Source organism: Bradyrhizobium zhengyangense, assembly GCF_022012435.1.
In the GTDB taxonomy this organism is placed as follows: Bacteria; Pseudomonadota; Alphaproteobacteria; order Rhizobiales; family Xanthobacteraceae; genus Bradyrhizobium; species Bradyrhizobium zhengyangense.
Map to the genome: position 1 here is coordinate 1 of NZ_JAKLUA010000006.1, position 25,305 is coordinate 25,305.

Annotated in this window: 21 protein-coding genes; 7 read left to right on the forward strand and 14 right to left on the reverse strand. The window is 64.9% G+C overall.

The window, feature by feature from the left end; translation table 11 throughout:
* Positions 1–100 precede the first annotated feature (100 nt).
* Together L6637_RS19405 and L6637_RS19410 are read right to left on the reverse strand one after the other, a co-directional pair.
* On the reverse strand, positions 101–1,897 hold the full coding sequence (locus L6637_RS19405; RefSeq protein ID WP_237871699.1) for a caspase family protein: 1,797 nt from the start codon (positions 1,895–1,897) through the stop codon (positions 101–103).
* A gap of 198 nt (positions 1,898–2,095) precedes the next feature.
* On the reverse strand, positions 2,096–2,524 hold the full coding sequence (locus L6637_RS19410; RefSeq protein WP_237871953.1) for a GFA family protein: 429 nt from the start codon (positions 2,522–2,524) through the stop codon (positions 2,096–2,098).
* A gap of 95 nt (positions 2,525–2,619) precedes the next feature.
* On the opposite strand from L6637_RS19410, the gene L6637_RS19415 reads away from it, so the two are divergent.
* The 3 genes from L6637_RS19415 (at position 2,620) to L6637_RS19425 (ending at position 5,703) form a co-directional block, all read left to right on the forward strand.
* On the forward strand, positions 2,620–2,994 hold the full coding sequence (locus tag L6637_RS19415) for a nuclear transport factor 2 family protein (protein WP_237871701.1): 375 nt from the start codon (positions 2,620–2,622) through the stop codon (positions 2,992–2,994).
* Between the two features lie 195 nt (positions 2,995–3,189).
* Positions 3,190–4,047 carry a class A beta-lactamase gene (gene bla, locus L6637_RS19420; RefSeq protein ID WP_237871703.1) on the forward strand — a complete coding sequence of 286 codons (858 nt, stop codon included), beginning with the start codon at positions 3,190–3,192 and terminating at the stop codon, positions 4,045–4,047.
* A gap of 45 nt (positions 4,048–4,092) precedes the next feature.
* Positions 4,093–5,703, forward strand: coding sequence for a Na+/H+ antiporter (locus L6637_RS19425; RefSeq protein WP_237860390.1), 1,611 nt, complete (start codon positions 4,093–4,095; stop codon positions 5,701–5,703).
* Between the two features lie 11 nt (positions 5,704–5,714).
* Here the strand turns inward: L6637_RS19425 and L6637_RS19430 are convergent, their stop codons facing one another.
* The 5 genes from L6637_RS19430 to L6637_RS19450 form a co-directional block, all read right to left on the reverse strand.
* Complete coding sequence (locus tag L6637_RS19430; RefSeq protein ID WP_237860392.1) at positions 5,715–6,512, reverse strand: N-acetylmuramoyl-L-alanine amidase family protein; 798 nt, start codon at positions 6,510–6,512, stop codon at positions 5,715–5,717.
* Positions 6,509–7,405 carry a TauD/TfdA dioxygenase family protein gene (locus L6637_RS19435; RefSeq protein WP_237871705.1) on the reverse strand — a complete coding sequence of 299 codons (897 nt, stop codon included), beginning with the start codon at positions 7,403–7,405 and terminating at the stop codon, positions 6,509–6,511. Before L6637_RS19435 ends, L6637_RS19430 begins: the two co-directional genes overlap by 4 nt.
* A gap of 99 nt (positions 7,406–7,504) precedes the next feature.
* Positions 7,505–8,782 carry a flavodoxin-dependent (E)-4-hydroxy-3-methylbut-2-enyl-diphosphate synthase gene (ispG, locus tag L6637_RS19440; RefSeq protein WP_237860397.1) on the reverse strand — a complete coding sequence of 426 codons (1,278 nt, stop codon included), beginning with the start codon at positions 8,780–8,782 and terminating at the stop codon, positions 7,505–7,507.
* A 12-nt stretch (positions 8,783–8,794) separates the two neighbouring features.
* Positions 8,795–9,748, reverse strand: coding sequence for a DMT family transporter (locus tag L6637_RS19445; protein WP_237871707.1), 954 nt, complete (start codon positions 9,746–9,748; stop codon positions 8,795–8,797).
* Between the two features lie 35 nt (positions 9,749–9,783).
* Positions 9,784–10,278, reverse strand: a complete 495-nt coding sequence (locus tag L6637_RS19450; protein WP_237871709.1) for a Fur family transcriptional regulator — start codon at positions 10,276–10,278, stop codon at positions 9,784–9,786.
* A 155-nt stretch (positions 10,279–10,433) separates the two neighbouring features.
* Here L6637_RS19450 and L6637_RS19455 point away from each other — a divergent pair, with 155 nt between their 5' ends.
* Genes L6637_RS19455 through L6637_RS19465 form a run of 3 tightly spaced genes read left to right on the forward strand, consistent with a single transcriptional unit; the run spans position 10,434 to position 13,648 of the window.
* Positions 10,434–10,919, forward strand: coding sequence for a MarR family winged helix-turn-helix transcriptional regulator (locus L6637_RS19455; protein ID WP_237860402.1), 486 nt, complete (start codon positions 10,434–10,436; stop codon positions 10,917–10,919).
* Positions 10,912–12,087: an HlyD family secretion protein gene (locus L6637_RS19460; RefSeq protein WP_237860404.1), complete on the forward strand. Its 1,176-nt coding sequence runs from the start codon at positions 10,912–10,914 to the stop codon at positions 12,085–12,087. Before L6637_RS19455 ends, L6637_RS19460 begins: the two co-directional genes overlap by 8 nt.
* Positions 12,088–12,091: 4 nt before the next feature.
* Entirely contained in the window at positions 12,092–13,648 is a 1,557-nt protein-coding gene (locus L6637_RS19465) for an MDR family MFS transporter (protein WP_237860406.1), read from the forward strand.
* Positions 13,649–13,848: 200 nt separating this feature from the next.
* Here L6637_RS19465 and L6637_RS19470 read toward each other — a convergent pair whose 3' ends face one another.
* The 6 genes from L6637_RS19470 to pcaF all read right to left on the reverse strand — a co-directional run bounded on the left by L6637_RS19470 (position 13,849) and on the right by pcaF (position 20,462).
* Complete coding sequence (locus L6637_RS19470; protein ID WP_237871711.1) at positions 13,849–14,937, reverse strand: ecdysteroid 22-kinase family protein; 1,089 nt, start codon at positions 14,935–14,937, stop codon at positions 13,849–13,851.
* A gap of 49 nt (positions 14,938–14,986) precedes the next feature.
* Positions 14,987–16,678 (reverse strand): methyl-accepting chemotaxis protein, encoded by a 1,692-nt coding sequence (locus tag L6637_RS19475; protein WP_237860410.1) that lies wholly within the window; start codon positions 16,676–16,678, stop codon positions 14,987–14,989.
* 178 nt (positions 16,679–16,856) lie between these two features.
* Positions 16,857–17,459 (reverse strand): protocatechuate 3,4-dioxygenase subunit alpha, encoded by a 603-nt coding sequence (gene pcaG, locus L6637_RS19480; RefSeq protein ID WP_237871713.1) that lies wholly within the window; start codon positions 17,457–17,459, stop codon positions 16,857–16,859.
* Between the two features lies 1 nt (position 17,460).
* Positions 17,461–18,162, reverse strand: coding sequence for a protocatechuate 3,4-dioxygenase subunit beta (pcaH, locus tag L6637_RS19485; RefSeq protein ID WP_237871715.1), 702 nt, complete (start codon positions 18,160–18,162; stop codon positions 17,461–17,463).
* 126 nt (positions 18,163–18,288) lie between these two features.
* Entirely contained in the window at positions 18,289–19,182 is an 894-nt protein-coding gene (locus tag L6637_RS19490) for a dioxygenase family protein (RefSeq protein WP_237871717.1), read from the reverse strand.
* Between the two features lie 71 nt (positions 19,183–19,253).
* Entirely contained in the window at positions 19,254–20,462 is a 1,209-nt protein-coding gene (gene pcaF / locus L6637_RS19495; protein WP_237871719.1) for a 3-oxoadipyl-CoA thiolase, read from the reverse strand.
* A 216-nt stretch (positions 20,463–20,678) separates the two neighbouring features.
* Between pcaF and mutS the strand changes: the two genes are divergently transcribed.
* Positions 20,679–23,417, forward strand: coding sequence for a DNA mismatch repair protein MutS (gene mutS, locus L6637_RS19500; protein WP_237871721.1), 2,739 nt, complete (start codon positions 20,679–20,681; stop codon positions 23,415–23,417).
* A gap of 9 nt (positions 23,418–23,426) precedes the next feature.
* Here mutS and L6637_RS19505 read toward each other — a convergent pair whose 3' ends face one another.
* Positions 23,427–25,103 carry a methyl-accepting chemotaxis protein gene (locus L6637_RS19505; RefSeq protein WP_237871723.1) on the reverse strand — a complete coding sequence of 559 codons (1,677 nt, stop codon included), beginning with the start codon at positions 25,101–25,103 and terminating at the stop codon, positions 23,427–23,429.
* Between the last annotated feature and the right edge of the window lie 202 nt (positions 25,104–25,305).

Sequence of the window (25,305 nt, forward strand, 5' to 3'; positions counted from 1 at the left end):
TCCGACCTCTCCCTGCGGGAGAGGTGACTCGAGTTCTTGGCGCGCATCGATTCATCCCAATCGCATCGCGCTTTAGCCGTCACGAACGTCTTGCGGCAGATCAGTTACAGACCTCGGCATTGGCATCATTGTGAGGGCCGCCGCCGCCGCGATAGACGAGATGGCAGCCGGGCCTGACCGGACGGCAGAGCAGATCGTTGCAAAAGATCTGACCGCCACCGCCCGTAGCGCGACCGGCGCCAGCCGCAGCGACGCCGCCGGCACCGCCGGACTGACGGCGCTGCCGTGCGGGACGATCATCGCTGTCGTCGCGCTTTGCGGTTGCAGGCTTGTCAGTTGCAGGCTTGCCGGGCTTGGCGGCGCGCTGCTTCTCGCATTGATTGTCGTCATTCAGCACATAGCCATCGTCGCAGACGATCTTGGTGCATTTCTCGCCATCGGCCTTGAAGCCGTGATCGCAGACCAGCGGGCAGACGCGCGACTGCTTTGACTTGACCGTATCGAGCGCATCGGTGCTCGCCACCTTCACGTCGAGCTTGGTGCCGGCATAGCGGTTGAACTGCGACAGCGACCGCTGCGAGGACGGATTCCAGACGCCGTCAGCCTGTCCGGAGAAACAGCCGACGCGGCCGAGCTCGGTCTGCACCGAGCGGCTGAGATCGGCAGGCGTCAGCGAAGCGACATTGGTCCCGGCAGGGCTTGCGGTGCTGGCCGGCGCAGCGCCCGGCGTCGCAGCGGCGAGATTGACGCGCTGCTGCTCGGCGGCCGCGGCCTGCTGCTGCGCCTGCTCCTTCGCCTTCTGCGCAACGAGCTGGGCCTGCTCGGCCGCCTTCGCGTCAGCCGCCGCCTTGGCTTGCGCGTCCGTCTGCGCGCCAATCGCGGCGAGACGGTCACGCTCGGCCTCGGCCTGCTTCGCCTTCTCGATTGCGGCAGCATGAACCTGCTCGGCCTGGATCTTGTCGATCTGAAGCTTGGCAAGGTTCGCGTAGAAGCCGTCCGGGTGCTGGGCCAGGAAGGCCTCCCATGCCGGCTTGTTACCGACCTGGAGCGCAAGCTCATAGTCGCGGCGCATGTCGGCCTGCGGATTGATCGCGGGCGCGGATGCGGCTGCCGGCGCGGCCTTGACCGGCACCAGCGGCACGTCCTCGCCGCCGAGCGAGCCGTAGACGAACGGCTCCTGCTTGTTGCCGGTCGCCTTGAGCACATCGTCGCGCACGAAGCCGAAGGCGCGGCGGACGTCGAGGCCCGGCGTCGTCAGATGCTTCGACAAGGCGATGGTGAAGGGGCTGTTGGCACCGTCGCCATCCTGTGCGGTGAAGCCGGCCTTGGCCGAATAGGCGATCAGCGTGTTGGTGCTGGCCGGCTCGACCTGGGCCAGACCTCGGCCGATGCCGCGCGAGGCCAGGGTGCGCTTCATGGTCTTGCCAAACGGATTGTCGCGGCAGGCATCGAGGATCACCAAACGAAGCTGCTTCGCCGGCTCGACCGCGACCAGCACGCGATCGAGCGACAGCGCCTCGTCATAGACGTCGGTGTCGCGCTCAAGCTTGGCATCGACAGGAATCAGATAGTTGGAGCCGTCGACCTCGATGCCATGGCCGGCATAGTAGACTACGGCGATGTCGGCATTGCGGGTCGCATCGGCGAAGTCGCGCAGCACGCGCCGCGTATCGAGCGCGGTCAGGTCGTGGCGGGAATCGACGACATCGAAGCCGGCATCCTTCAGCGTCTTGGCCATCACCGCACCGTCGTTGACGGGATTGGCGAGCGAGGGCGCGTTCTGATAGGCCGAGTTGGCCAGCACCAGCGCGACACGCTTTCCGGCAAAGGCAGGATCGGCGCCGAACAGCAGCACGGCGGCAAGGAGCAATGGGCAAAGCCTGAACAAATTGCGCATGACACCACTTCCAAAAAATTCGGGGTAGCTCACACCCCCGAGACAGACTTAGCAAGATCCGCCGCCTGCGCTTGTGATGGAGGTCACCAAGCCGGCGCGAGCAACCGGCCGAGGCGCCCCTTTCGTTAGTCGCGCCAGTGCGTTGGCGGTTCGCCGCCATATCCGCATAAGCCGGTATCCACTTCGCTCGAAAACGCTTTAGCCATCCCCGACGTGCCCCCGATACTGCGGCAGATTGTCCGTGATCTCGTGCCACGGCGCCTTGGAGCCCACGAAAATATGGGCACTCGGACGGATCGAGGGGGTATCGACCAGGGTTCCCATGGCGACATGGGCCCATTTTCCTTCGCGGACGCGAGAATAAAGCAACGAGCCGCAGCGGGCACAGTGCGCGTCATGGGTGGTGTCGTCGCCGTAGATGATCCTGAGGTCCTCGCCCCTGACCAGGCGGAGCTGGCCGTATTCGATGCCGGCGAACGGCTTGAAGGCGGAACCGGTGGTGCGGCGGCAGTTCGAGCAATGACAAATCAGCGCGTAGGAGAACGCATCCGCCACCTCGTAGCGCACCGCGCGGCAATAGCATTCGCCAGCAAGGATCCGAGCGTTCCGATATTGCGATCCCGTCACGATGGCGCCCTCGTGCAAATGGCAGAAGACAGCCATAGCGCAATTTGACGTGTACGACTAAATTCGTGCCCAACCATCATTCAAGGGGATGACCCATGAGCCCAAATCGGTCGAGCGTCGAAACGGTCGTGCAATCCTATTTCGACGCGCTTTACGAGGGGGATGCCGACAAGCTCGGCGATGTCTTCCACCCCTCAGCCGATCTGCGCTGGGTGGAAAAGGGCGAGCTGAAGATCCTGACCGTGCCTGACTGGCTCGCCCGGGTGCGCAAGCGCCCCTCCGCCAAGGCGGAAGGCAAGCCGCGCGAGGACTTCATCATCACCATCGACCGCTCGGACGACAAGACCGCCTTCATCAAGGTCAAATGCCAGCTGCCGCCACGGTTCTTCACGGACTATCTGGTGGCGATGAAGCTCGCCGACGGCTGGCAGATCGTATCGAAATCGTACAGGTATGATCTGAAGGAGTGAGGCGTTCGCCGGCCGTCGGATAGAAGCCGCCGTCATTACGAGCCCAACTCTCGCCACACGTCATTGCGAGCGTAGCGAAGCAATCCAGAATCCCTCCACGGAGACGCTCTGGATTGCTTCGCTACACTCGCAATGACGGCGCGGATAGCACATACGCTAAGTCGCTCCTCTCCCCACCTGCCCCGAAAGTCCCCCATGCTTCTCGATCGCCGTTCCCTGCTCGCCTCGCTGTGCTGGATGGCCGCTGCGCCCGCCTTTGCCGCCGACGCACCGCCTGAACTCGAATCCTATGAGCGCGAGAGCGGCGGAAAGATCGGGGTCTATGCGGAGAACCTTGCAACCGGCGCAAAGCTCGCCTGGCGGGCAGACGAGCGCTTCGTGATGTGCTCGACATTCAAGGCCTCGCTCGCCGCCTGCGTGCTGGCGCGGGTCGATCGCGGCGAGGAGAAGCTCGCCACCGTGATCCCTTACGGCAAGGCCGATCTCCTGGACTACGCGCCGGTCGCAAAACAGAATCTCTCGGCCGGCGCGATGTCGGTCGCCGACATGTGCAAGGCGGCCGTCGAGCTCAGCGACAACACCTGCGCCAATCTGCTGCTCGCGCGCATCGGCGGACCAGCCGCGCTCACGGCTTTCTGGCGCTCGATCGGCGACACCACTTCGCGGCTCGACCACAACGAACCCGAGCTCAACCGCTCCCCGCCCGGCGATCCCCATGACACCACGACGCCGGCGGCGATGGCGGGCAATCTCAAACGGCTGGTCACGGGCGAGGCACTTTCGCCCGCTTCACGCGCCCAGCTCACCGAGTGGCTGGTCGGTTGCAAGACCGGCGCGAACCGCCTGCGCGGCGGCCTGCCGGCAGCCTGGAAGATCGGCGACAAGACCGGCAACAATGGCAAGGACGCATCGGGCGATATCGCCGTCGCCTGGCCGAAAGGCGATGCGCCGATCCTGATCGCGGCCTACACCCAGGGCGGCACACCAAATGCGGCCCAGCTCGAGGCGGTGTTCGCCAGCATCGGGCGCAGAGTGGCCGAACGACTAGCGTAGACCACCCTGCATTGACCTGCTGGCCGCTTCCGGCCAAGACAGGTCATGATCGCAGCGAAATTCCAGACCTTTCTCATCCTGCTCGCGGTGCTGGCCGGCACCGCGCTGGTGGCACGGCGCTTCAACCTGGCGCCTGCCATCCTGTTGATGCTGTCGGGCGTCGGGCTTGCTTTCGTGCCGGGCATGCCGCCGGTGGAACTGCCGCCGGAACTGGTGCTGCTGATGGTGCTGCCGCCGCTGATCTACTCGGCGAGCGTGGCGATGAGCTGGCGCGAGTTCAGGACCAATCTGCGACCGATCGTGCTGCTCGCGGTCGGCGCCGTGATCTTCACCGCGGCGCTTGTTGCAGCCGCCACCCATTACGTGATCGGCCTGCCCTGGAGCATCGGCTTCCTGCTGGGCGCCATCGTTGCGCCGCCGGACGTGGTGGCGCCGCTCGCGATCGCCCGCCGCCTCAACATGCCGCGCCGGCTGCTTGTCATCCTCGAGGGCGAAGGGCTCGCCAACGACGCCACCGCGCTGATCCTGTACCGCTTCGCGCTCGCCGCGATCATGGTCGGGCAATTCTCGCTGCCGATGGCGGCGGGCGAATTCGTCCTGATCGTCGCCGGCGAGATTGCCTTCGGCATCGGCGTCGGCTGGCTTTCGCTGCGCTTCCGCAAATGGTCGTGCGAGCCGCGGGTCGAGCTGACGCTGTCGCTGATCACGCCTTACGTCTCCTATTGGCTGCCGGAGCATGTCGGCGGCTCCGGCGTGATCGCCACGGTGGCCTGCGGCCTTTATGTCAGTTGGAACGGACCGTTGCTGATTTCGGCGTCGACGCGCCTGCAGGGCATCTTCTTCTGGGACCTCATCATCTACCTGATCGAGGGCCTGCTGTTCCTGCTCACCGGCTTCCAGATGCGCGCGCTCTATGAAAAGTCGAAGGCGTTCCCGCTCGACGACATCATGATCGCGACCGCGGTGGTCATGGCCATCATCGTTCTGGCGCGCTTTGCCTGGCTCTACCCCGCGACCTATCTGCCGCGGATGCTGAGCAAGTCGCTGCGGGCGCGCGATCCGTCGCCGCCCTGGCAATGGCCGTTCGCGCTCGCCTTCACCGGCGTGCGCGGCGCGGTGTCGCTGGCCGCCGCGCTGGCGCTGCCGTTCACGCTGCCCGGCGGCGAGGCCTTCCCCTATCGCGACCTGATCCTGTTCGTCGCCTTCGGTGTCATCTTCATCACGCTGATCGGCGTCGGCCTGACGCTGCCGCCGGTGGTGCGCTGGCTCGGCATCGCCGAAGCCGGCCGCGTCGAGCATGTCGCCGAGCACGAGGCCGAGATCTCGGCGCGGCGCCAGGCGCTCGACGCCGCGCTGAAATCGCTGGATGCATTGACCGAGGAGAAAGAGGTGTCGGACGAGGTGATGCGGCTGTTGCGCGCCCGCCACGAGATCCGCGTCAACCAGCTGCCTGACTCGCTCGATCCCGCCCATCACGACGTCTCCGCCGCCGGCACAGCGCTCACGCGCGACCTGATCGAAGCCGAGCGCAAATTCATCCATGATCTCTTGCGCGACGGGCAGATCACCGACGAGACGCGGCGCAGGATCGAGCGCGATCTGGATCTGGAAGAGGCAAGCCTGGCGAACCGGGAATATCGGGGCGCGCCGCTGTAGATTCCCGCGCGCTACCGCTTCTCGCAATACGACCGCATCGCCCTCGTCACCGCCGCTGCAATCAGCTCCCGTCGCTCCGGCGAGTTCATCGCCATCTCCTCGTCGCGGTTGATGATGGAACCGGCCTCCAGCAAGACCGCGGCGCTTCGGGTCTGCGACAGCACGACGAGCCCGTCATAGCGATAGACGCCGACATCCTTGTCGAGCAACGGATGCCGGTAATGCCCCATCAGCGGCAGGGTGTATTGGGTGGCGTATTGCAGGCCTTTCTCCTTCAACTCCCGTCCCAGCAGCTTGGCGAAGGCGAGGCTGGCGGAGAAATGCGGGTTGCGCTCCGACACGAACAGCGAATGGCCGCTGAAACGGTCGCTGAAATAGCTCTTGGCGCCGTCGAATTCCCATTCCTCGAGCATCTTGTCCGGCACGGAATCGTGGTGGACCGACAGGAAAAAATCCGCATGCGCGTCGTTCGCCGTGCCGACGCGCTTGAGCAGGCTGGCCCGCGCCTTGCCGTCGGTCACGAGCACGCGGGTTGCAGCGAAACCCGCCGACTTCAATCTCTCGCCGATCAGCTTCGTTAGCTGCAGGTTGAAGCCGAATTCGACGTCGTTGCGCGCGCTGGTCGCGCCTTGCGATTCGGAGGTGTGTCCGACATCGAGAATGAGCCGGAATTTGTGGGGATCGCATGTCTCGGGCGTTGCAGGCTTGATCTTCGCTCGCGCGGCCGCCTCGCCATGATCAGCCGGCACGGCCACAAGCGGGATCAGCGCAACAGCAATAGCGGCGGTGATGCGCCACGAGATTTTCACACCGGCCGCTCCCCCTTCACCGTCACGCGCGTGCCCGAGCGCGTATGCGGCCAGTAGTCCCACATGGCGCGATGCTGGGTGCAGCGATTGTCCCAGAAGGCGATGGCGTTCTCGGTCCAGCGGAAGCGGCACTGGAACAGGGGGTTCTCGGCGTGCTGGTAGAGATAGGCGAGCATCGCATCGCTCTCGTCGCGCGGAATGCCGTTGATGTGCCTGGTGAAGCCGCGATTGACGTAAAGCGCCTTCCTGCCCGTCACCGGATGCGTGCGCACCACCGGATGCTCGGCGTTTGGATAGGACGGGCGATCGGCGACGCCGTAGTTCGCATAGAGGCCGCGATAGATCGGCTCGCCGTCATGCAGCGCGGTGAGGCCGTCGAGATAGGCCTTCATGCGATCGGACAGGGCTTCATAGGCGGCATACATGTTGGCGAACAGCGTGTCGCCGCCGAGCGGCGGGCACTGCTTGATGTAGAGGATCGAGCCCATCGGCGGCTCGAGGTCGCAGGACACGTCGGAGTGCCAGCCCTCGCCGTTGGCGCGGGGCGAGTTCTTGTCGGCGTAGATCTTCATCAGCGCCGGGTCTTCATCCTCGTGTGGGGCTGCGGGATGAAAATGCAGCTCGCCGAACTTGCGGCCGAAGGCGAGATGCTGTTTCGGCGTGATGGTCTGGTCGCGGAAGAAGATGACGAGGTTTTCGGCAAGCGCGCGATGGATCTCGTCCATCTGCTGGTTGGAGCCGCTGTCGCCTTCGACCAGCTTGCCGATATCGACGCCGGAGATTTCCGCACCGATGATGGGGGTGAGCTTTTCGACCGCGATGGTCTCGTACGGCGCGCCGTCGTCAGCCGTGTGGCGGTAACGCGGACCTTGCTTGCCGGCGAGTGAGCTCATGGGTGTTGCTCCCAATCATTGTTGATTGGGAGGCATCGTAGCCCGGATGGAGCGAAGCGCAATCCGGGCTAAACGCGGGTCACATCTAGCGGAGTGGAATCACTCCGCCGCCGGCGCCTTGGCGCCCTGGCCGTAGCGCTGGTCGATATAGTCGATCACCAGCGCCTTGAAGTCGGCGGAGATGGTCGGACCGCGCAGCGTGCGGAACTTCTTGCCGTCGACGAAGACCGGCGCGGCCGGCGCTTCGCCGGTGCCGGGCAAGGAGATGCCGATATTGGCGTGCTTGGATTCGCCGGGGCCGTTGACGATGCAGCCCATCACCGCGACGTTGAGCTCCTCGACGCCGGGATATTTGCTCTTCCAGCTCGGCATCTCGTCGCGGATGAAGTCCTGGATCGAGCGTGCCAGCTCCTGGAACGTGGTCGAGGTGGTGCGGCCGCAGCCGGGGCACGCGGCGACCAGCGGCACGAAGGTGCGGAAGCCCATGGTCTGGAGCAGCTCCTGGCCCACCTGCACCTCGCGGGTGCGGTCGCCGCCGGGCTCCGGCGTCAGCGAGATGCGGATGGTGTCGCCGATGCCCTGCTGCAAGAGGATGCCGAGCGCGGCGGACGAGGCCACGATGCCCTTCGAGCCCATACCGGCTTCGGTGAGGCCGAGATGGATGGCGTAGTCGGACCGGCTGGCGAGATCCTGATAGACCGCGATCAGGTCCTGCACCGCCGAAACCTTGGCGGAGAGGATGATGCGATCCTTGGGCATGCCGAGCTCTTCGGCGCGCGCGGCCGAGAGCAGCGCCGACTGCACCATCGCCTCGCGCGTCACCGCGCGCACGTCGCGCGGATTGGCGGAGGCGGCGTTCTCGTCCATCAGCTTGGTCAAGAGCTCCTGGTCGAGCGAGCCCCAATTGGCGCCGATGCGGACCGGCTTGTTGTTCTTGTTCGCGATCTCGATGATGTCGGCGAACTGCGTGTCGCGCTTGTCCTTGAAGCCGACATTGCCGGGATTGATGCGATACTTCGCCAGCGCCTCGGCGCAGGCCGGATAGGCCGCGAGCAGCTTGTGGCCGATATAATGGAAGTCGCCGATCAGCGGCGTGGTGATGCCGCGCTTGGCGAGACCATCGCGGATGTGCGGGACGGCGGCAGCGGCCTCCTCGCGGTCCACGGTGATGCGGACCATTTCGGAGCCGGCGCGCGCGAGCGCTGCGACCTGGGCGATGGTGCCGTCGATGTCGGCGGTGTCGGTGTTGGTCATCGACTGCACGACGATCGGCGCGCCGCCGCCGACGGCGACGTTGCCCACCTTCACCTGGGTGGTCTTGTGCCGGGGCGCGGGGCCCGCGAGGTCGGAATCGAGGGGGTTTTCGAGCTTGTTCATGGGGTCCAAATATCAGGTTTTGGTGACATTCAGCAATGCATCAGCTGGCGCCGCAGCGGATTGGCTGGGACGGTTAACCAGGAAAAGTCCAGCGATTACAAGGACGGCTGCCGCCCCAAAGGCCAGACTCAGGGTGTCGTGCATGATGAAATAGCTACCCACCACGCCAAACAAAGGGGTGATGAAGGTAAAAGCCGACAATTTGCTGGCCGAATAGGTCTTCACCAGCGCGAACCAAAGCGTGAACGTGGTTCCCACCACCCAGACCGCCTGGAACACCATCAGCCCGATCGAGAGCGGGCTCGGGGTGTGGGGGATGGTCTCCCCGAACAGATAGGCGGCGAGCCCCAGAATCGGGATCGACATCGCGACCTGGTAGCCGAGCGCCTTCTCCGGCGGGGCAAAGCGCAGCCGCGTCGCCTTGGCGACCAGCGTGGTCGCGGCCCAAAGCGCGCCACCGCCGACGATCATGAGATCGCCGAGCAGCACTTTGGCGTCGACATCCGGCTGCGGCACGCCGATCGCGAGCGCGACGCCGGCAAAGCTCAAGGCCAGCCCCAACCATTGCGAGCCCATCAGCCGCTCCCCCAGCACCTGATACGAACCGAGCGCGACAAAGAACGGCGCGGTGTAGAGGAACACGACCGCGCGCGACGCCGGCGTGAAGCGCAGACCTTCATAGATCAGCACGAATTCGACGCCGAACATCAAGCCGGCAAACAGACCTGCCGCGAGCGTGCCGTCGCGCTCGAAGAACCTTACCCCGCGCAAGCTGCCGATGATGAACAGCACCGGCAGCGCCCCCATCGAGCGGATGGTCGCCTGCAACATCGGCGGGATGTCGGGGATGACGAGCTTCACCGCGATCTGGTTGAAACCCCAGGTCAGGCACAGCATCAGCATCAGGGCGATGGCGCCGGCACTGAGAGGGCGGCCGGCGGACGGGATGGCTTGAGGTGAGGACATGTCTTCCTGGAATCCGGCTTTGCGCCGTTGTTGCTTTAGGACGTTTTCTGACAATGGGTGCAGACGCCCGCGATCTCCACCACAGACAGTTTTGGTGCAAAGCCTGACGCGCGCGCCGCGGCGTTGAGCTCCCTGGCGAACGACCCTGACGGGATCTCGCCGACCAGACCGCAGCGCTCGCAGATCAGGAACGCCACCGCCGAGGTCGCGTCATGATCGTGCGCGGCGCAGGCGAGATAGGCGTTGCGGCTCTCGATGCGGTGCACGAGGCCGTTCGCCATCAGGAAATCGAGAGCGCGGTAGACCGTGATCGGCGCCGGCCGCGGCATCGATTTGGCGAGCTCGTCGATCACTTCATAGGCGCCGAGCGGGCGATGGCTGGAGAGCAAGGCCCCCAGCACCTGGCGGCGGATCGGCGTGAATTTCTGCGCGCGCTGCTCGCAAACCGCTTCCGCATGCGCCAGCGCATCCGCGGTGCAGCGTCCGTGATCATGGTCGGGCGTCGGAAAGGTGGGCTTTGCGAGGGTCATTCGGCCCGCTTCTAGCATTTCGGCCGGGGAACCCAAAGCACGACCGGCGCAGCGGCGGTCAGCCATGCTTTTGCTGCGGGACAGCACCGCGTTAACCCGCCATGAAATAATCATAAGCTTGCTTATTATATCCAAGCTTATTGGAGACCAAGCTCATGACCCGCGGGTCGTCTGTCGACCAGAATTTCCTGTTCACGCTCGGCGAGCTGTACCGGCTGTTGCGCGTCTATGCCGACAAGGAGGCCTCGCGCTTCGGCATCACCCGCGCGCAATGGGCTGTCTTGGCCAAGGTCGAGCGCAGCGAGGGCATGAAGCAGTCGGAACTCGCCGAGCTGCTGGAGATGCAGCCGATCACGCTGACGCGGCTGATCGACAAGCTCTGCGACAGCGACTGGATCGAGCGCCGCAGCGACGCCAGCGACCGCCGCGTCAAGCGCCTCTATCTCAAGAAGGCCGGCCGTGCACTGCTCGGCAAGATGAGCGGCCTGAAATCGGAGCTCACGGCGAACGCGCTCGACGGCATCAGCCCGGCGGACGCCCACCGCCTCCTCACCCAACTCGAAACCATCAAAGAAAACGTGCGAACTGCGATTCAGACGTCTGGCGCGGAACAAGCACGTAAGGAGCAGCGCTATGGCTGATCAGGTTCTCAAATTCCAGCCGGAGCAAAAGATCGACAGCGGCAAGCCGACCAAGAAGGCCGGCACCGACCCGCGCCGCCGCTTCGTCGCGGGCTTGCGCCGCTATCGCCGCTTCCTGCTGATGGTGGTGCTGCCGATCGTGGCCGTCATCGCCGGCCTGACCTTCTATCTCAATGGCGGCCGCTACGTCGGCACCGACGACGCCTATGTCGGCGCCCAGAAAGTGCTGGTGACGCCCGACATCTCCGGCAAGATCCAGAAGGTCGTCGTGAAGGAGGGACAGTCGGTCAAGAAGGGCGACGAGCTGTTCGAGATCGATCCCGTGCCGTTCCGCCTCGCAGCTGAAGAAGCCAAGGCGCAACTCGCCCAGGCGCAGACGACCTATGACAATCTCATCGCCAACATCAAGATCTACGGCGACATGCTCGATCTCGCCCAGCAGGGCGTCGACCTGAAAAAGCGCGATGTCGAACGCAAGCAGGCGCTGGTGAAGAACAGCTTCGGCTCCCAGCTCGACCTCGACAACGCCTCGAACGCGATGGTCACCGCAGGCGCGCAGGCGCAGTTCATCAAGCAGCAGCTCTCCAACGCCAAGACGCAATTGCTCGGCAATCCCAAACTGCCGCTGGAAGAATTCCCGCCTTACGTCCAGGCCAAGGCCAAGCTCGAAGACGCCCAGCGCAATCTCGATCACACCGTGCTGCGCGCGCCGATGGATGGCATCGCGACCCAGGTCGAGCAGATCCAGCTTGGCCGCTATGTCGCCGCCGGAACGGCGGTGTTCTCCATCGTCGACATCGCCCATCCCTGGGTCGATGCCAACCCGAAGGAGAGCGACCTCACCTACGTCACCGAGGGACAGCCCGTCACGCTCGAGGTCGACGCGTTCCCGAACCACGTCTTCAAGGGCAAGATCGGCTCGCTGTCGCCCGGCACCGGCGCGCAATTCGCGATCCTGCCGCCGCAGAACGCCACCGGCAATTTCGTCAAGGTGGTGCAGCGCGTGCCTGTCAGGATCTATTTCGACGAGAGCGACAAATACGTGAAGAAGCTGAAGGCCGGCATGAGCGTCTATGCCACCATCGACACCGGTCATCAGCGCTCGCTCGCCGGCCTGCTTGGTCTGTCGGCGACCGCAAGCCAAGATAAAGACCAGGACAAGGACTGATCCGATGGCGGAGTCCAATCCCGCCCTGATGGTCCCCGGCCTGCGCCGGAACATGGTGACGATCTGCGCCATGACGGCGACCATCATGCAGGCGCTGGACACCACCATTGCCAACGTCGCCCTGCCCTACATGCAGGGCACGCTGTCGGCCTCGCAGGACCAGATCAACTGGGTGCTGACCTCCTACATCGTCGCCGCCGCGATCATGACGGCACCGGTGGGCTGGATCTCGAACCGCTTCGGCCGCAAGCGCATCTTCATCATCTGCGCGGCTGGCTTCACCTTTGCTTCCGTGCTCTGCGGCCTTGCACAGGACATCAACCAGATGGTGCTGTTCCGCCTGCTGCAGGGCGTGTTTGGCGCCGCACTGGTGCCGCTGTCGCAGTCGGTCATGCTCGACTATTACACGCTCCAGGAACGCGCCAAGGCGATGTCGATCTGGGGCATGGGCGTGATGATGGGGCCGATCATGGGCCCGTCGCTCGGTGCCTGGTTGACCGAAACCTATTCCTGGCACTGGGTGTTCTTCGTCAATCTGCCGTTCGGTGCAATCACCGTGTTCGGACTGATGGTCTTCATGGATGAGACCAAGAAGGACCTCGGCCTTAAATTCGACTGGTTCGGCTTCGGCGCGCTGGCGATCGCGATCGGCGCGCTTCAGCTCGCGCTCGACCGCGGCGAACAGCTCGACTGGTTCGAATCGGTCGAGATCGTGACCGAGTTCGTCATCTCGGGCGTCGCGTTCTATTACTTCTTCGCCCACTCCTTCACGACCTCGCGTCCGTTCATCCAGTTCGCGCTGTTCAAGGACCGCAACTTCCTCACTGGCTGCATCTTCATGACGGTGATGGGCCTGGTGCTGTATTCGACCATGGCGCTGGCCTCGCCGTACCTCCAAAACGTCATCGGCTATCCCATCATGACCGCCGGCGGTCTCTTGGCGAGCCGCGGCTTCGGCACCTTCTTCGCCATGATGATGGTCGGCCGCATCATGAAGTACATCGAGGCGCGCACGCTGATCATCTGCGGCCTGACGCTGACGGCGGCCTCGCTGTTCCAGATGACCGGCTGGACCGACCAGACCCAGGTGCCGGAGATCGTCATCGTCAGCGTGATGCAGGGCTTCGGCTTCGGCCTCGTCTTCGTGCCGCTCTCGACGGTGTCGTTCCTGACGCTGCCGAACCATTTGCGCACCGACGGCACCTCGATGCTGACGCTCTTGCGCAACGTCGCAAGCTCGGTCGGCATCTCCATCGTCATCGCGCAGCTGACGCAGGGCACGCGCAGGACCTATGCGATCCTCTCGGAGCATATCAACCCGTTCAACCACGCGCTCCAGATGCCCGACGTGCGCGGCCTGATCAACCTCTCCACCGACGCCGGCCGCGCCATGGCCGACCGCATGGTCAGCGTGCAGGCGCAGATCATCGCCTTTTCGCACGACTATATGCTGGTGATGGTCTTCATCCTCTGCACCATCCCGCTGGCGCTGATGATCGGCTCAACCAAGGCCACGCTGCGCAAGCAGGCGGCCGGGCCGGAACATGCGGTGATGGAGTAGGAGCATCTGTCATGCCCCGGCCTGCCGCCTTCGCTGAAGCTTCGGCGTGCCGAGCGCCCGTGTGGGCCTCGGCGTAGCCTTGGCGGAGACGGAACCGGGGCATCCGGTACGCCGCGGCTTTTCCGCATCCCACAGACGTCTCTGGAATACTGGGTCGCCCGGTCAAGCCGGGCGACGACAGCGAGTGCGTAGCGCGCTCCCTACAACAACTCCTCACACCCCAGATCCTCGACCGCCATCATGATCCGCTCCAGATGATGCCACCAGATCCCTGGCGGGATGTTGATGGCCCATTGCCAGACCGGCTTGGTGATGTGCCAGAGCACCGACAGGCGGTAGTCACGATCGAGCGCGCCGCGCGTGTAGCCGGTGATGCCGCTTGCGAGCAGTGTCTCGTGATAGAGATTGAGGAGCGGACGCTCCAGGGCCTGCCGGCGCTCCGGAAACCAATGCAGCGCCATCATGTAGGCAAGGTCGTTGGTCGGGACATTGACGCCCCACAGGTCGAAATCGAAGATGCGCACGGTGTCAGCGACGCCGGCGCGCGGCAGGAAGAAATTCCAGGTGTGGGCGTCGCCGTGGGTGATGCTGAGGTTACGACGCGAATGGTAACGGTCGGATAGCCGGGCCGACTGATCGATCAGGCGACGATAAAGGAGCCGGCGCTCCTCACTGAGGCGATCGCCGAGCATATCGGCGAAACGGTCGTAATGACCGGCAAAGGTCTCCAAATGCTGCGCGCTGTCGTCCGGGCTCGCCCAGGTGCCGATGGAGTGGCCGAGATCGGGATGGTCCCACCAGGCCGCATGCCAGCGTGCAAGCGTAGCGACGATCGCGAATGTCTGCTCGCGCGACGGTGGCAGCGGCCATTGGGTCACGATCTCGTGGCTGTCGGTGAGATCTTCGAGCAGGAGATGCCAGGTCTCGCCCAGCTCGTCGAAACGTCCGTCGAAGCAGCGCGGCACCAGCCCTCGCGGCATGTTCGGTGCGAGCTTGGTGTAGAAGGCCACCTCATGCCGGCCGCCATCGGCGAGCGTCTTGGCAAAATCGGCATGTGGCGTCTTCAGGATCAGGGATTGCGGCGCGCCGGCTGATTCGCCGACATAGCGCAGGTCGATCCGGGCGATGTGCGACACCACGGTGTCGCGCTCATGCAGCACCGTCACCTCGCGCACGGCGCCGGCGTCCAGCGCGCCGGCCTTGCGCAATGCGGCCGTGAGGTAACCGGGTTCAGCGACCGCCGGCAGTTGTGGAGGTGTCATAGCCCTGATGCCCCTGCCCCGTGCCATACTGCACGATCACGCCCCCACGCGCCAGCGGCCGAGTTGGTGTCGGACGTTAAGCCGCTGCGGTCGAGTCTCGCACGGTGCGGACCACAACCGATCGCAGCGATTCCAGATTGGCCGCCATGCCCGCGATGGCCTGCCTGACCTCCGTGGCGCGGTCGTTCACGGACGCGGCGTCGCGGCTGACATTGGCGATCTTGGCAGAGACCTCCTTCGCGGCAGACGCCGATTCGGAGATCGAACGGGCGATCTCTCGCGTCGCGGCATCCTGCTCTTCCATCGCGGCGGCGACCGAGGTCGCCACGCCGTCGATCTCGACGATGTGGCCACCCATGGTCTCGACGGCATCGACCGCGGCCTGCGTCGAGGTCTGGATCTCCGCGATCAGGCGCCCGATCTCCTCGGTGGATTTCGCAGTCTGGTCGGACAGGGATTTCACTTCGGCCGCGACGACCGCAAAACCGCGGCCTGCCTCGCCGGCACGCGCCGCCTCGATCGTGGCGTTGAGCGCGAGCAGATTGGTCTGGCCGGCGATGCCGCCGATCAGGTCGGAGACCTCGGCGATCTTTTTCACTGCGCCCGCCAGCGCCTGGATGGTCGAGCGCGCCTGCTCGCGGCCTGCGACCGCCGACTTGGTGACAGTCGAGGTGCGTCCGACCTGCGTTGCGATCTCCCGGATCGAGGCACTCAGCTCTTCGGCGGCGGCCGAAACGGTCTGCGAACTGCCGAGGGCCTGGGTGGAGGCGGCGGCGACCGCCTGCGATTCCGAAGACAGGGATCGCGCGATCTCGGAAAGGCTCACGGCAGCCCGCTCCACGCCCTGCGTCGCAGAGCTCGCGGTATCGACGGAACGGCCGGTCTCGCGCTCGACGGTCTCGGCCATCTGGTGCAGGGCACTGCGCTTGGCCAGCGCCGCTTCCTGTTCCTTCTGCAATTGCTCCTCGCGCAGGCGCGAATTCTCGATCGCTCCCTGCTTGAACACCTGGAGTGCGCCGGCCATCGAGCCGACCTCGTCCTGACGTTGCGCGAAAGGGATGTCGGCGGCGAGATCTCCGGTCGCAAGCTTCTGCATCGTGTCCGTCATGCGCACGATCGGACGCACCACGCCGAACGCGACGCCGAGCAGACCGGCGGCAATGAAGGCGAGCACGGCCGCGGAGACGCCAAGCAGAATATAGAGCATCGCGCTGTCGCGCTCGGCGGCCAGCTTCTCCATGTCGGCGTTCTGCTTGTTGGCGCTGTCGACGATGCTGTCGATGACGGCGCGATGCGCGGTGTAGGCGGCCTTGAGCTGCGCATAGGCGCGTTCGGACGCAGCCGCGTCCTTGGCCTTGAGCGCCGGCAGGAGCTGATCGGACAACAGCTTCCAGAATTTCTGCACCTCGGCGTCGGACTTGGACACCAGGGCCGTCTTCAGGTCAGCCGCGAGGCTGGACGCGGTCCAATAGGCCTTGCGCTCGTCATAATCCTTGCGGAGCTGGACCAGACGTTCGCCATGGGCTGCCAGTTGGTCCGGCTCACGCATGGCGAGCGTGGCTTCGAGATAGGCCTCGATGACATATTCCGGCGGCGGCAGGATGTCGGCGATCAAATCGTTGCCGAGCTTGATGTCGGAGTAGAGCGGACCACCGACCTTGAGCTCGCGTAGCGCATAGAGGCTGGTGGAGACGACCGCCGTGAAGCCGATGGCCAGAACAATGCCAAATGCAATGATTGCTGAAGACAGCGAAAGACGAATTTTCATGAAACAATCCGATAGCCAGCGCCAAATCAACGCGAAGCCTAAAGGATTGCGGTAAACACGGACTTTCTTCGCGCGGAAATTGCGTCGCGATCACCCCGGGAAAATACGGGGAATGCGATACGGCAATCGATCCTTTGACGTCTGCCGGCGACCTGATGTCGCCGGCATGCGCTTGGCTTCACACGTCGAAGAACACCGTCTCGTTGTCGCCCTGCAGGCGCAGGTCGAGCTTGTAGACCGCCTTGCCCGCGTCACGCACCGCAATCAGCGTGGCGCGGCGGTCGGCTGGAACCAGCGCCAGCACGGGATCGGCTGTATTACCGGCCTCGTCGCCGAAATAGATGCGGGTATAGAGATGCCGCAGCATGCCGCGCGCGAACACCGCCAGGACGAGATGTGGTGCCTGCGGCTTGCCGTCGGCATCGGGCACCGTGCCCGGCCTGATGGTGTCGAAGGAATAATTGCCGTCCTTGTCGGTGCCGCAGCGGGCGAAGCCGCGGAAGCTGGCGTTCGGCAGCGCGCGCTTGTCCTGCGGATCGGCGTAGCGCCCCTGCGCATCCGCCTGCCAGATCTCCAGCATGGCGTCGGGCACGGTGGCGCCGTCGCCGTCGAGCACCCGGCCCTCGATGCGGACGCGATCGCCGGAGACGTCAGGCGTCAGCGTCGAATTGGTGAAGGCGTCGTTCCAGGCGTAATCGCCTGTCGGCGTCAGGCCGTATTTGAAGAACGGGCCGACGGTCTGCGACGGCGTGATCCCATCGGGCTTCACAGAATCCTGCACGTTAGTGGTTCTCCATGGGGGTGGCGTTCTTGCCGCGCAGCACGATGTCGAAGCGGTAGCACAGCGCCCATTCGGGCTTGGTATTCTCGAGGTCAAACGACGAGACCATGCGCATCCGCGCCTTCTCATCCGGCACCGAATTGAAGATCGGATCGAACGGGAACAGCGGATCTCCCGGAAAATACATCTGCGTCACCAGGCGGCTGACGAAGGAATGACCGAACACCGAAAGATGAATGTGCGCGGGGCGCCAGGCATTGTGATGATTGCCCCAGGGGTAAGCGCCGGGCTTGATGCTGACGAAGCGATAATAGCCGGCGGCATCGCTCACGGTGCGGCCCGCGCCGGTGAAATTGGGATCGAGCGGCGCCGGATGCTGATCGCGGACATGGACGTAGCGGCCGCAGGCGTTGGCCTGCCAGATCTCGACCAGCGTGTTGGGCACGCCGCGGCCATCCTCGTCGCGGACATGACCATGCACGATGATGCGCTCGCCGAGCGGCTCGCCCTTGTGCTGGGTGGTGAGATCGTTGTCGCCCTCGCGCACGGTCTCGTGGCCATAGACCGGGCCGGTCAGCTCCGACAGCGTGTGGCGCATCGGGATCAAGGGCTTGTTCGGTGCGCGCTTGATCGAGCTCTTGTACTCGGGCGACAGCGGCAGCGGATGCGCCGTGTTGCTGCCTGTGGGATAGATGAATGTCATTGGCGAACTCCTCCCCGGCCATTTCGGCTCGGCCGGACCACATTTGCGCCAATCATTATAGAATATAACTAATCTAGGGAAGCAGCTTTCGCACCCCTTTCGCGCCCGGCATTCGGCACGAGCGCCCTATTTGATCGGCGCACGCGGCAGCACGGCCTCCCCGGCCTCGAGCCGGTAGGTGTGATCGAGCGAATACCAAGGGGTCGAAACGCCACGCGCGGTCGGATGCGACGTCTCGTGGCGCACGAACTTGCCGATCAGCGCTTGTGTCACGCCGAACTGCACGTCGCTGTCGATATGGGGATCGTTGGGATCGTAGACCTGCGAGATCAGCACCTTGAACCCGGGCTTGAGAATCAGGGCGTGCAGATGCGCCGGACGATAGGGGTGCCGGCTCTGTGCTTCCAGGAGGCGACCGACCACGCCATTGGTCGGAATGGGATAGCCTGTCATCATCACCGAGCGAAAGGCGAAGCGCCCGTCTGCATCTGTCGTGAACTTGCCGCGCAGGTTCATGTCGGCTTGCTCGGGGTCCTGGTTCTCGTACAGCCCAACCGGCGAGGCGTGCCAGACATCGACTTCCGCGCCGGCGACGGGGCGACCGTCCTTGTCGACGACACGGCCATTGACGAACAGCGGCGCGCCCGGAGTCTCGGAGCGGACGATCGATCCGCCATTCTCCACCCGTGGCGAGTTCAGCCGCCAGAACGGCCCGAGCAGCGACTGATCGGTTTCCGTATTGCCTTGATCGCCATTATTGAGCAGGCAGACCAGCGGCGAGACCCCGAGCGAGCCCGCCATCAGCACGACTTCGTTATGCGTGTCGGTGGTCAGCTTGCCGAGTTCGGCGATGATTGCGGTCGCGTCGCGAAATTCCTTCTCGGTCAAGCGCACGTCACGGACAAAGCCGTGCAGATGCTTGACCAGCGAGACCATGATCTGCCGCATCCGCGGATCGGACGTTCGCTCCATCACCGCCAGTGCGGCGGCCGTGACGTCCTGCTCGCGCTCGATGATCATGGAACGATCCTCTCATCTCCCGAGGACTCTTCGCCTCTCCCCGCTTGCGGGGAGAGGGAGAGGACAGAGTCTTAGTTCACCTTCTCGATCGCGACGGCCACGCCCTGGCCGACGCCGACGCACATGGTGGCGAGCGCGAGCTTGCCGCCGCGCTTTTCCATGCCGTGCACGGCGGTGAGCGCGAGGCGCGCGCCGCTCATGCCGAGGGGATGGCCGAGCGCGATGGCGCCGCCATGCGGATTGACGTAGTCGGCATCGTCGGCGACGCCGAGCTGGCGCATGCAGGCGATGCCCTGCGAGGCGAAAGCCTCGTTCAGCTCGATCAGGTCGAAATCGGTGATCTTCTTGCCGAGCCGCTCCATCAGCTTGCGGGTCGCCGGCACCGGGCCGATGCCCATGATGCGCGGCGGCACGCCGGCCGAGGCAAGGCCGAGGATGCGCGCGCGGGGCGTCAGGCCGTGCTTCTTCACAGCGGCTTCGGACGCAAGGATCATCGCGGCGGCGCCGTCATTGACGCCGGAGGCATTGCCGGCGGTCACCGTGCCGGGGTTGCGCACGATCGGCTTCAGTTTTGCCAAACCTTCCAGCGTGGTCTCGGGCCGCGGATGCTCGTCCTTGTCGACCGTGATCGGACCGGCTTTGCCGCCAGGAATGGTGATGGGCGTGATTTCTTCCGCAAAATAGCCGGCGGCGATCGCTTTGCCGGCGCGCTGCTGCGAGCGGATGGCGAAGGCATCCTGGTCGGCGCGCGAGACCTGGAATTCCTCGGCGACGTTCTCGCCGGTCTCCGGCATCGCATCGACGCCATACTGCGCCTTGAGCAGCGGGTTGATGAAGCGCCAGCCGATGGTGGTGTCGAAGATCTCGGCCGAACGCGAGAACGCTTCCTGCGCCTTGCCCATCACGAAGGGCGCGCGGGTCATGGATTCGACGCCGCCGGCAATGGCAAGCTCGATCTCACCGGAGCGGATGGCACGGCCGGCCGCACCGACCGCATCGAGGCCGGAGGCGCAGAGCCGGTTCAGGGTCTGGCCGGGAACCGAGTCGGGGAGCCCCGCCAGCAGCAGCGCCATGCGCGCGACGTTGCGGTTGTCCTCGCCGGCCTGGTTGGCGCAGCCAAAGAAGACTTCGTCCACCTGCGCCCAGTCGAGATTGGGGTGCTTGGCCATCAGCGCCTTGATGGGAGCGGCGGCGAGGTCGTCAGTACGCACCTTGGCCAGCGAGCCGCCGAAACGGCCGATCGGGGTCCGCACGGCATCGCAGATAAAGACGTCACGCATCGTTGTTCTCCCTGAATGCCGCGGTTCGGCGGAAATTCTTCAATGTCGGCGGAGTTTTAGGAGGGCGCCCGCGGCAGGTCAATTGACGGTTGCTTGCGTGTTCCGAGGGACCAGCACGCCGCCGGCGCATGCCGCGGTGCGGACAACGTGGAAAACCCCCGCTGTCGGGCCAAAGCGATAGGAGCAGGAGGCGAAATTTTGTAGGTTGCGCCGCCCATGACAATGCAACAGCCCATACAAGCGCCAGAGCCTGAAACGACCCCCGCACCGCCGGCGGAAGCCGCCGCGCGCGTCACGCCGATGATGGAACAGTATCTGGAGATCAAGGCGGCGCATCAGGGCTTGCTGCTGTTCTACCGGATGGGCGATTTCTACGAGCTGTTCTTCGAGGACGCCGAGATCGCCTCCAGGACGCTCGGCATCGTGTTGACCAAGCGCGGCAAGCATCAGGGCAACGATATCCCGATGTGCGGCGTGCCGGTCGAGCGCTCCGAGGATTATCTGCACCGCCTGATCAGCGCCGGCCACCGGGTCGCCGTGTGCGAGCAGACCGAGGATCCCGCGGCGGCGAAAGCGCGCGGCAACAAGAGCGTCGTGCGCCGCGGCGTGGTGCGGCTGGTGACGCCGGGCACGCTGACGGAAGACACGCTGCTCGATGCGCGCGCGAACAATTATTTGCTGGCGATCGCGCGGGCGCGCTCGTCCGCCGGCGGCGACCGTTTCGGGCTTGCCTGGATCGACATCTCGACCGCCGAATTCACGGTGACGGAAGTCTCGGGCGGCGAGCTCGCCGCGACGCTGGCGCGCATCAACCCGAACGAGGCCATCGTCACCGACGCGCTTTATGGCGATAACGAACTCGGGCAGACCTTGCGCGAGCTGCCGGCGGTGACGCCGGTGACCCGCGATGTCTTCGACGGCGCCACCGCCGAGAAACGCCTTTGCGACTACTTTGCCGTCGCGACCATGGACGGGCTGGCGCAGCTGTCGCGGCTGGAAGCCACCGCTGCTGCCGCCGCCGTCACCTATGTCGACCGCACCCAGGTCGGCAAGCATCCGCCGCTGTCGCCGCCCGCGCGCGAAGCCTCCGGCGCGACCATGGCGATCGATCCCGCCACCCGCGCCAATCTCGAGCTGACGCGGACGCTCGCCGGCGAACGCCGCGGCTCGCTGCTCGATGCCATCGACTGCACGGTCACCTCGGCCGGCTCGCGCCTGCTGGCGCAGCGGCTGGCCGCGCCCTTGACCGACGCGCCGGCGATCGCGCGGCGGCTCGATGCCGTCAGTGCCTTCGTCGCGGATTCGGCGACGCGCGAGGACATCCGCAGCATCTTGCGCGGCGCGCCCGACATGTCGCGCGCGCTGGCCCGCCTCTCCGTCGGCCGCGGCGGACCGCGCGACCTTGCGGGCTTGCGCGACGGCATCATCGCCGCAGACCAGGTTTTGGCGCGGCTTGGCGAGCTCGACCAGCCGCCGCAGGAGATCACGGCAGTGATGGCGGCGCTGAAGCGTCCCTCGCGCGAGCTCGCCGCCGAATTCGCGCGCGCGCTCGACGAGCAATTGCCGCTGATCAAGCGCGATGGCGGCTTCGTTCGTGCCGGCTATGAGCCGGCGCTCGACGAAGCGCGAAACCTACGCGACGCTTCGCGCCTGGTCGTGGCCTCGATGCAGGCGCGCTACGCCGACGTGACCTCCGTCAAGGCGCTCAAGATCCGCCACAACAATGTGCTCGGCTATTTCGTCGAGGTCACCGCGCAGCACGGCGACAAGCTGATGTCGGCGCCGCTGAATGCGACCTTCATCCATCGCCAGACGCTGGCGGGCCAGGTGCGGTTCACGACGTCGGAGCTCGGCGAGATCGAAGCAAAGATCGCCAATGCCGGCGACCGCGCGCTCGGCCTCGAGCTCGAGATCTTCGAGCGGCTCTGCGCCAGGGCGATCGAGATCAGCGACGATCTGCGTGCGGCCGCGCAAGGCTTTGCGCTGCTCGATGTCGCGACGTCGCTGGCCAAGCTCGCGGTCGACGAGAACTATGTGCGACCCGAGGTCGATGGCTCGCTCGGCTTTGCGATCGAAGCCGGCCGCCATCCGGTGGTCGAGCAGGCCTTGAAGCGCAACGGCGAGCCGTTCATTGCGAACGCCTGCGATCTCTCGCCGAGCCCGGCGCAAAAATCCGGCCAGCTCTGGCTGCTGACCGGCCCGAACATGGCGGGTAAGTCGACCTTCCTGCGCCAGAACGCGCTGATTGCGCTTCTTGCTCAAATCGGCAGTTTCGTGCCGGCGACGCGCGCGCGGATCGGCATCGTCGACCGTCTGTTCTCGCGCGTCGGCGCCGCCGACGATCTCGCCCGCGGCCGCTCGACCTTCATGGTGGAGATGGTGGAGACGGCGGCGATCCTCAACCAGGCCGGCGAGCGCGCGCTTGTGATCCTCGATGAGATCGGCCGCGGCACCGCGACCTTCGATGGTCTGTCGATCGCCTGGGCCGCGATCGAGCATCTGCACGAGAGCAACCGCTGCCGCACGCTGTTCGCGACGCATTATCACGAGCTGACCGCGCTCTCGGCCAAGCTGCCGCGCATGTTCAATGCGACGGTGCGGGTGAAGGAATGGCAGGGCAATGTCGTGTTCCTGCACGAGGTGCTGCCGGGCTCGGCCGATCGCTCCTACGGCATCCAGGTCGCCAAGCTCGCCGGCCTGCCGCCCGCTGTGATCACGCGCGCCAAATCGGTGCTGGCAAAGCTCGAAGCGCAGGATCGCGGCCAGACCGCCCGTGCGCTCGCCGACGATCTGCCGTTGTTCGCCGTCCCCTCGCGCGCCGCCGCGGAAGCCGCACCGCCGACCGAGGCTGAACTGCTGATGGACGCCGTGAAGGCGCTCCATCCCGACGAGATGTCGCCGCGCGAGGCGTTGGATGCGCTGTATGCGCTGAAGGCCAAGCTGCCGAAGCAGTGACGATGCCGTTTAAGCCCTCGCCGCGATCGCCGCAGCTTCCGCGGCGGCGCGTTGCATGCTGGTCGACATTTCGTTCGTGACCGTGCTCTGCTCCTCGATTGCGGCGGCCGTCGACGTGACATATTCGCTGACGTTGTTGATGGCCGTCTTGATCGAAGCCAGAGCGGTGACGACGTCACCGGAGATGCCGTTGAGGCTGCCGATCTCCGCGCCAATCTTGTCCGTGGCCTGCTTGGCCTGGTTGGCGAGGCTCTTGACCTCCGAGGCGACCACGGCGAAGCCGCGACCGGCTTCGCCAGCGCGCGCCGATTCGATCGTGGCGTTGAGCGCGAGCAGGTTGATCTGCCCGGTGATGTTGTTGATGAGCTCGACGATGCCGCTCATTGCCTGCGCGGCTTCGGTGAGGCGCTGGGCCTGCGCGTCGGCGGTAGCGACCTGATCCACCGCGCTCATCGCCGTCTCGCGCGACTTTGTCATGGCCTCCGAGATCTCCCGCACCGAGGCATTCAGCTCCTCTGATCCGGCGGCGACCGATTCCATCATGCCGCGAACGCGTTCGTTGCCCATGCGTACCAGCACCTGCTTCGTGACATCGGTGGCGTATTTCACGACCTTGTAGGGCCTGCCGTTGAGATCGAAGATCGGGTTGTAGGAGGCCTGGATGTAGACTTCCTTGCCGCCCTTGCCGATGCGCTTGTATTCCCCTGCCTGGTACTGACCGCGGTTGAGCGCGGCCCAGAATTCGCGATAGGCGGCGCCGTCGCGCTCACCGGGCTCGACGAACATGCTGTGATGCTTGCCCTTGATCTCGGCCAGCGAATAGCCGAGGGCTGCGAGGAAGTTCGAGTTCGCTGTGATGATCGTGCCGTCCATGTTGAACTCGATCACGGCCTGCGCCTTGTCGATGGCTTCGAGCTGGCCGGCGCGGTCGGCGTTCTTCAGCTTTTCCGCGGTGACGTCTGTTGCGTATTTGACTACGCCGAACGGCTTGCCGCTCTCGTCGAGCAGCGGGTTGTAAGAGGCGAGAATCCAGACCTCTCGGCCACCCTTGCCGATACGCTTGAACTCGCCGGCCTGGTACTCACCGCGATTGAGCTTCGCCCAGAATTCGCGATAGGCCGCGCCATCGCGCTCGGCGGGCGCCACGAACATGCTGTGATGCTTGCCCTGGATCTCGGCCAGCGAATAGCCGAGCGCATTGCAGAAATTCTCGTTGGCGGCGACAATGGTGCCGTCGAGCTTGAACTCGATCACCGCCTGGGCACGACTGCTGGCGGCGATCTTCGAAGCGTCCGTCATGCTCCGGATCTTCTTCTCGGTGATGTCGGTCGCAATCTTGGCGACCATCACCGCCTTGCCGTTGCCGTCGAGCACCGGATTGTAGGATGCTTCGATCCAGATCTCGTGGCCGTCCTTCGCGATTCGCTTGAACTCGCGCGCCTGATACTCGCCACGATTCAGTGCGGCCCAGAACGCCTTGTACTCAGCGGTTTCGCGCTGGTCGGCCGGCACGAACATGGAATGATGCTTGCCCTGGATATCGTCGAGCCTATAACCGAGGGCATCGAGAAAATTCTTGTTGGCCGTGATGATCGTCCCATCAAGATTGAATTCGATCATCGCCTGGGAACGGCCGATGGCATCGAGCCGCGCCTGGGCGTCAGAATGGGACTTGCGACCGAACATTAAAGCATCTCCTCGATGAGAAATCGTTTGCATGACGCAGGCAGCATCGCCCGCGCGCTCGAAAATTTTCGGCTCGCTCGTCACTCGGGTGTAGTGGAACTGCAGGCCCGCACTTAACGTCGGTCGCCTCAACAACTGACGAGTACATTTACGGGCAAGGCACAAAGATTAAATTAACGACGCTATCGAAATCGGGCGGCCG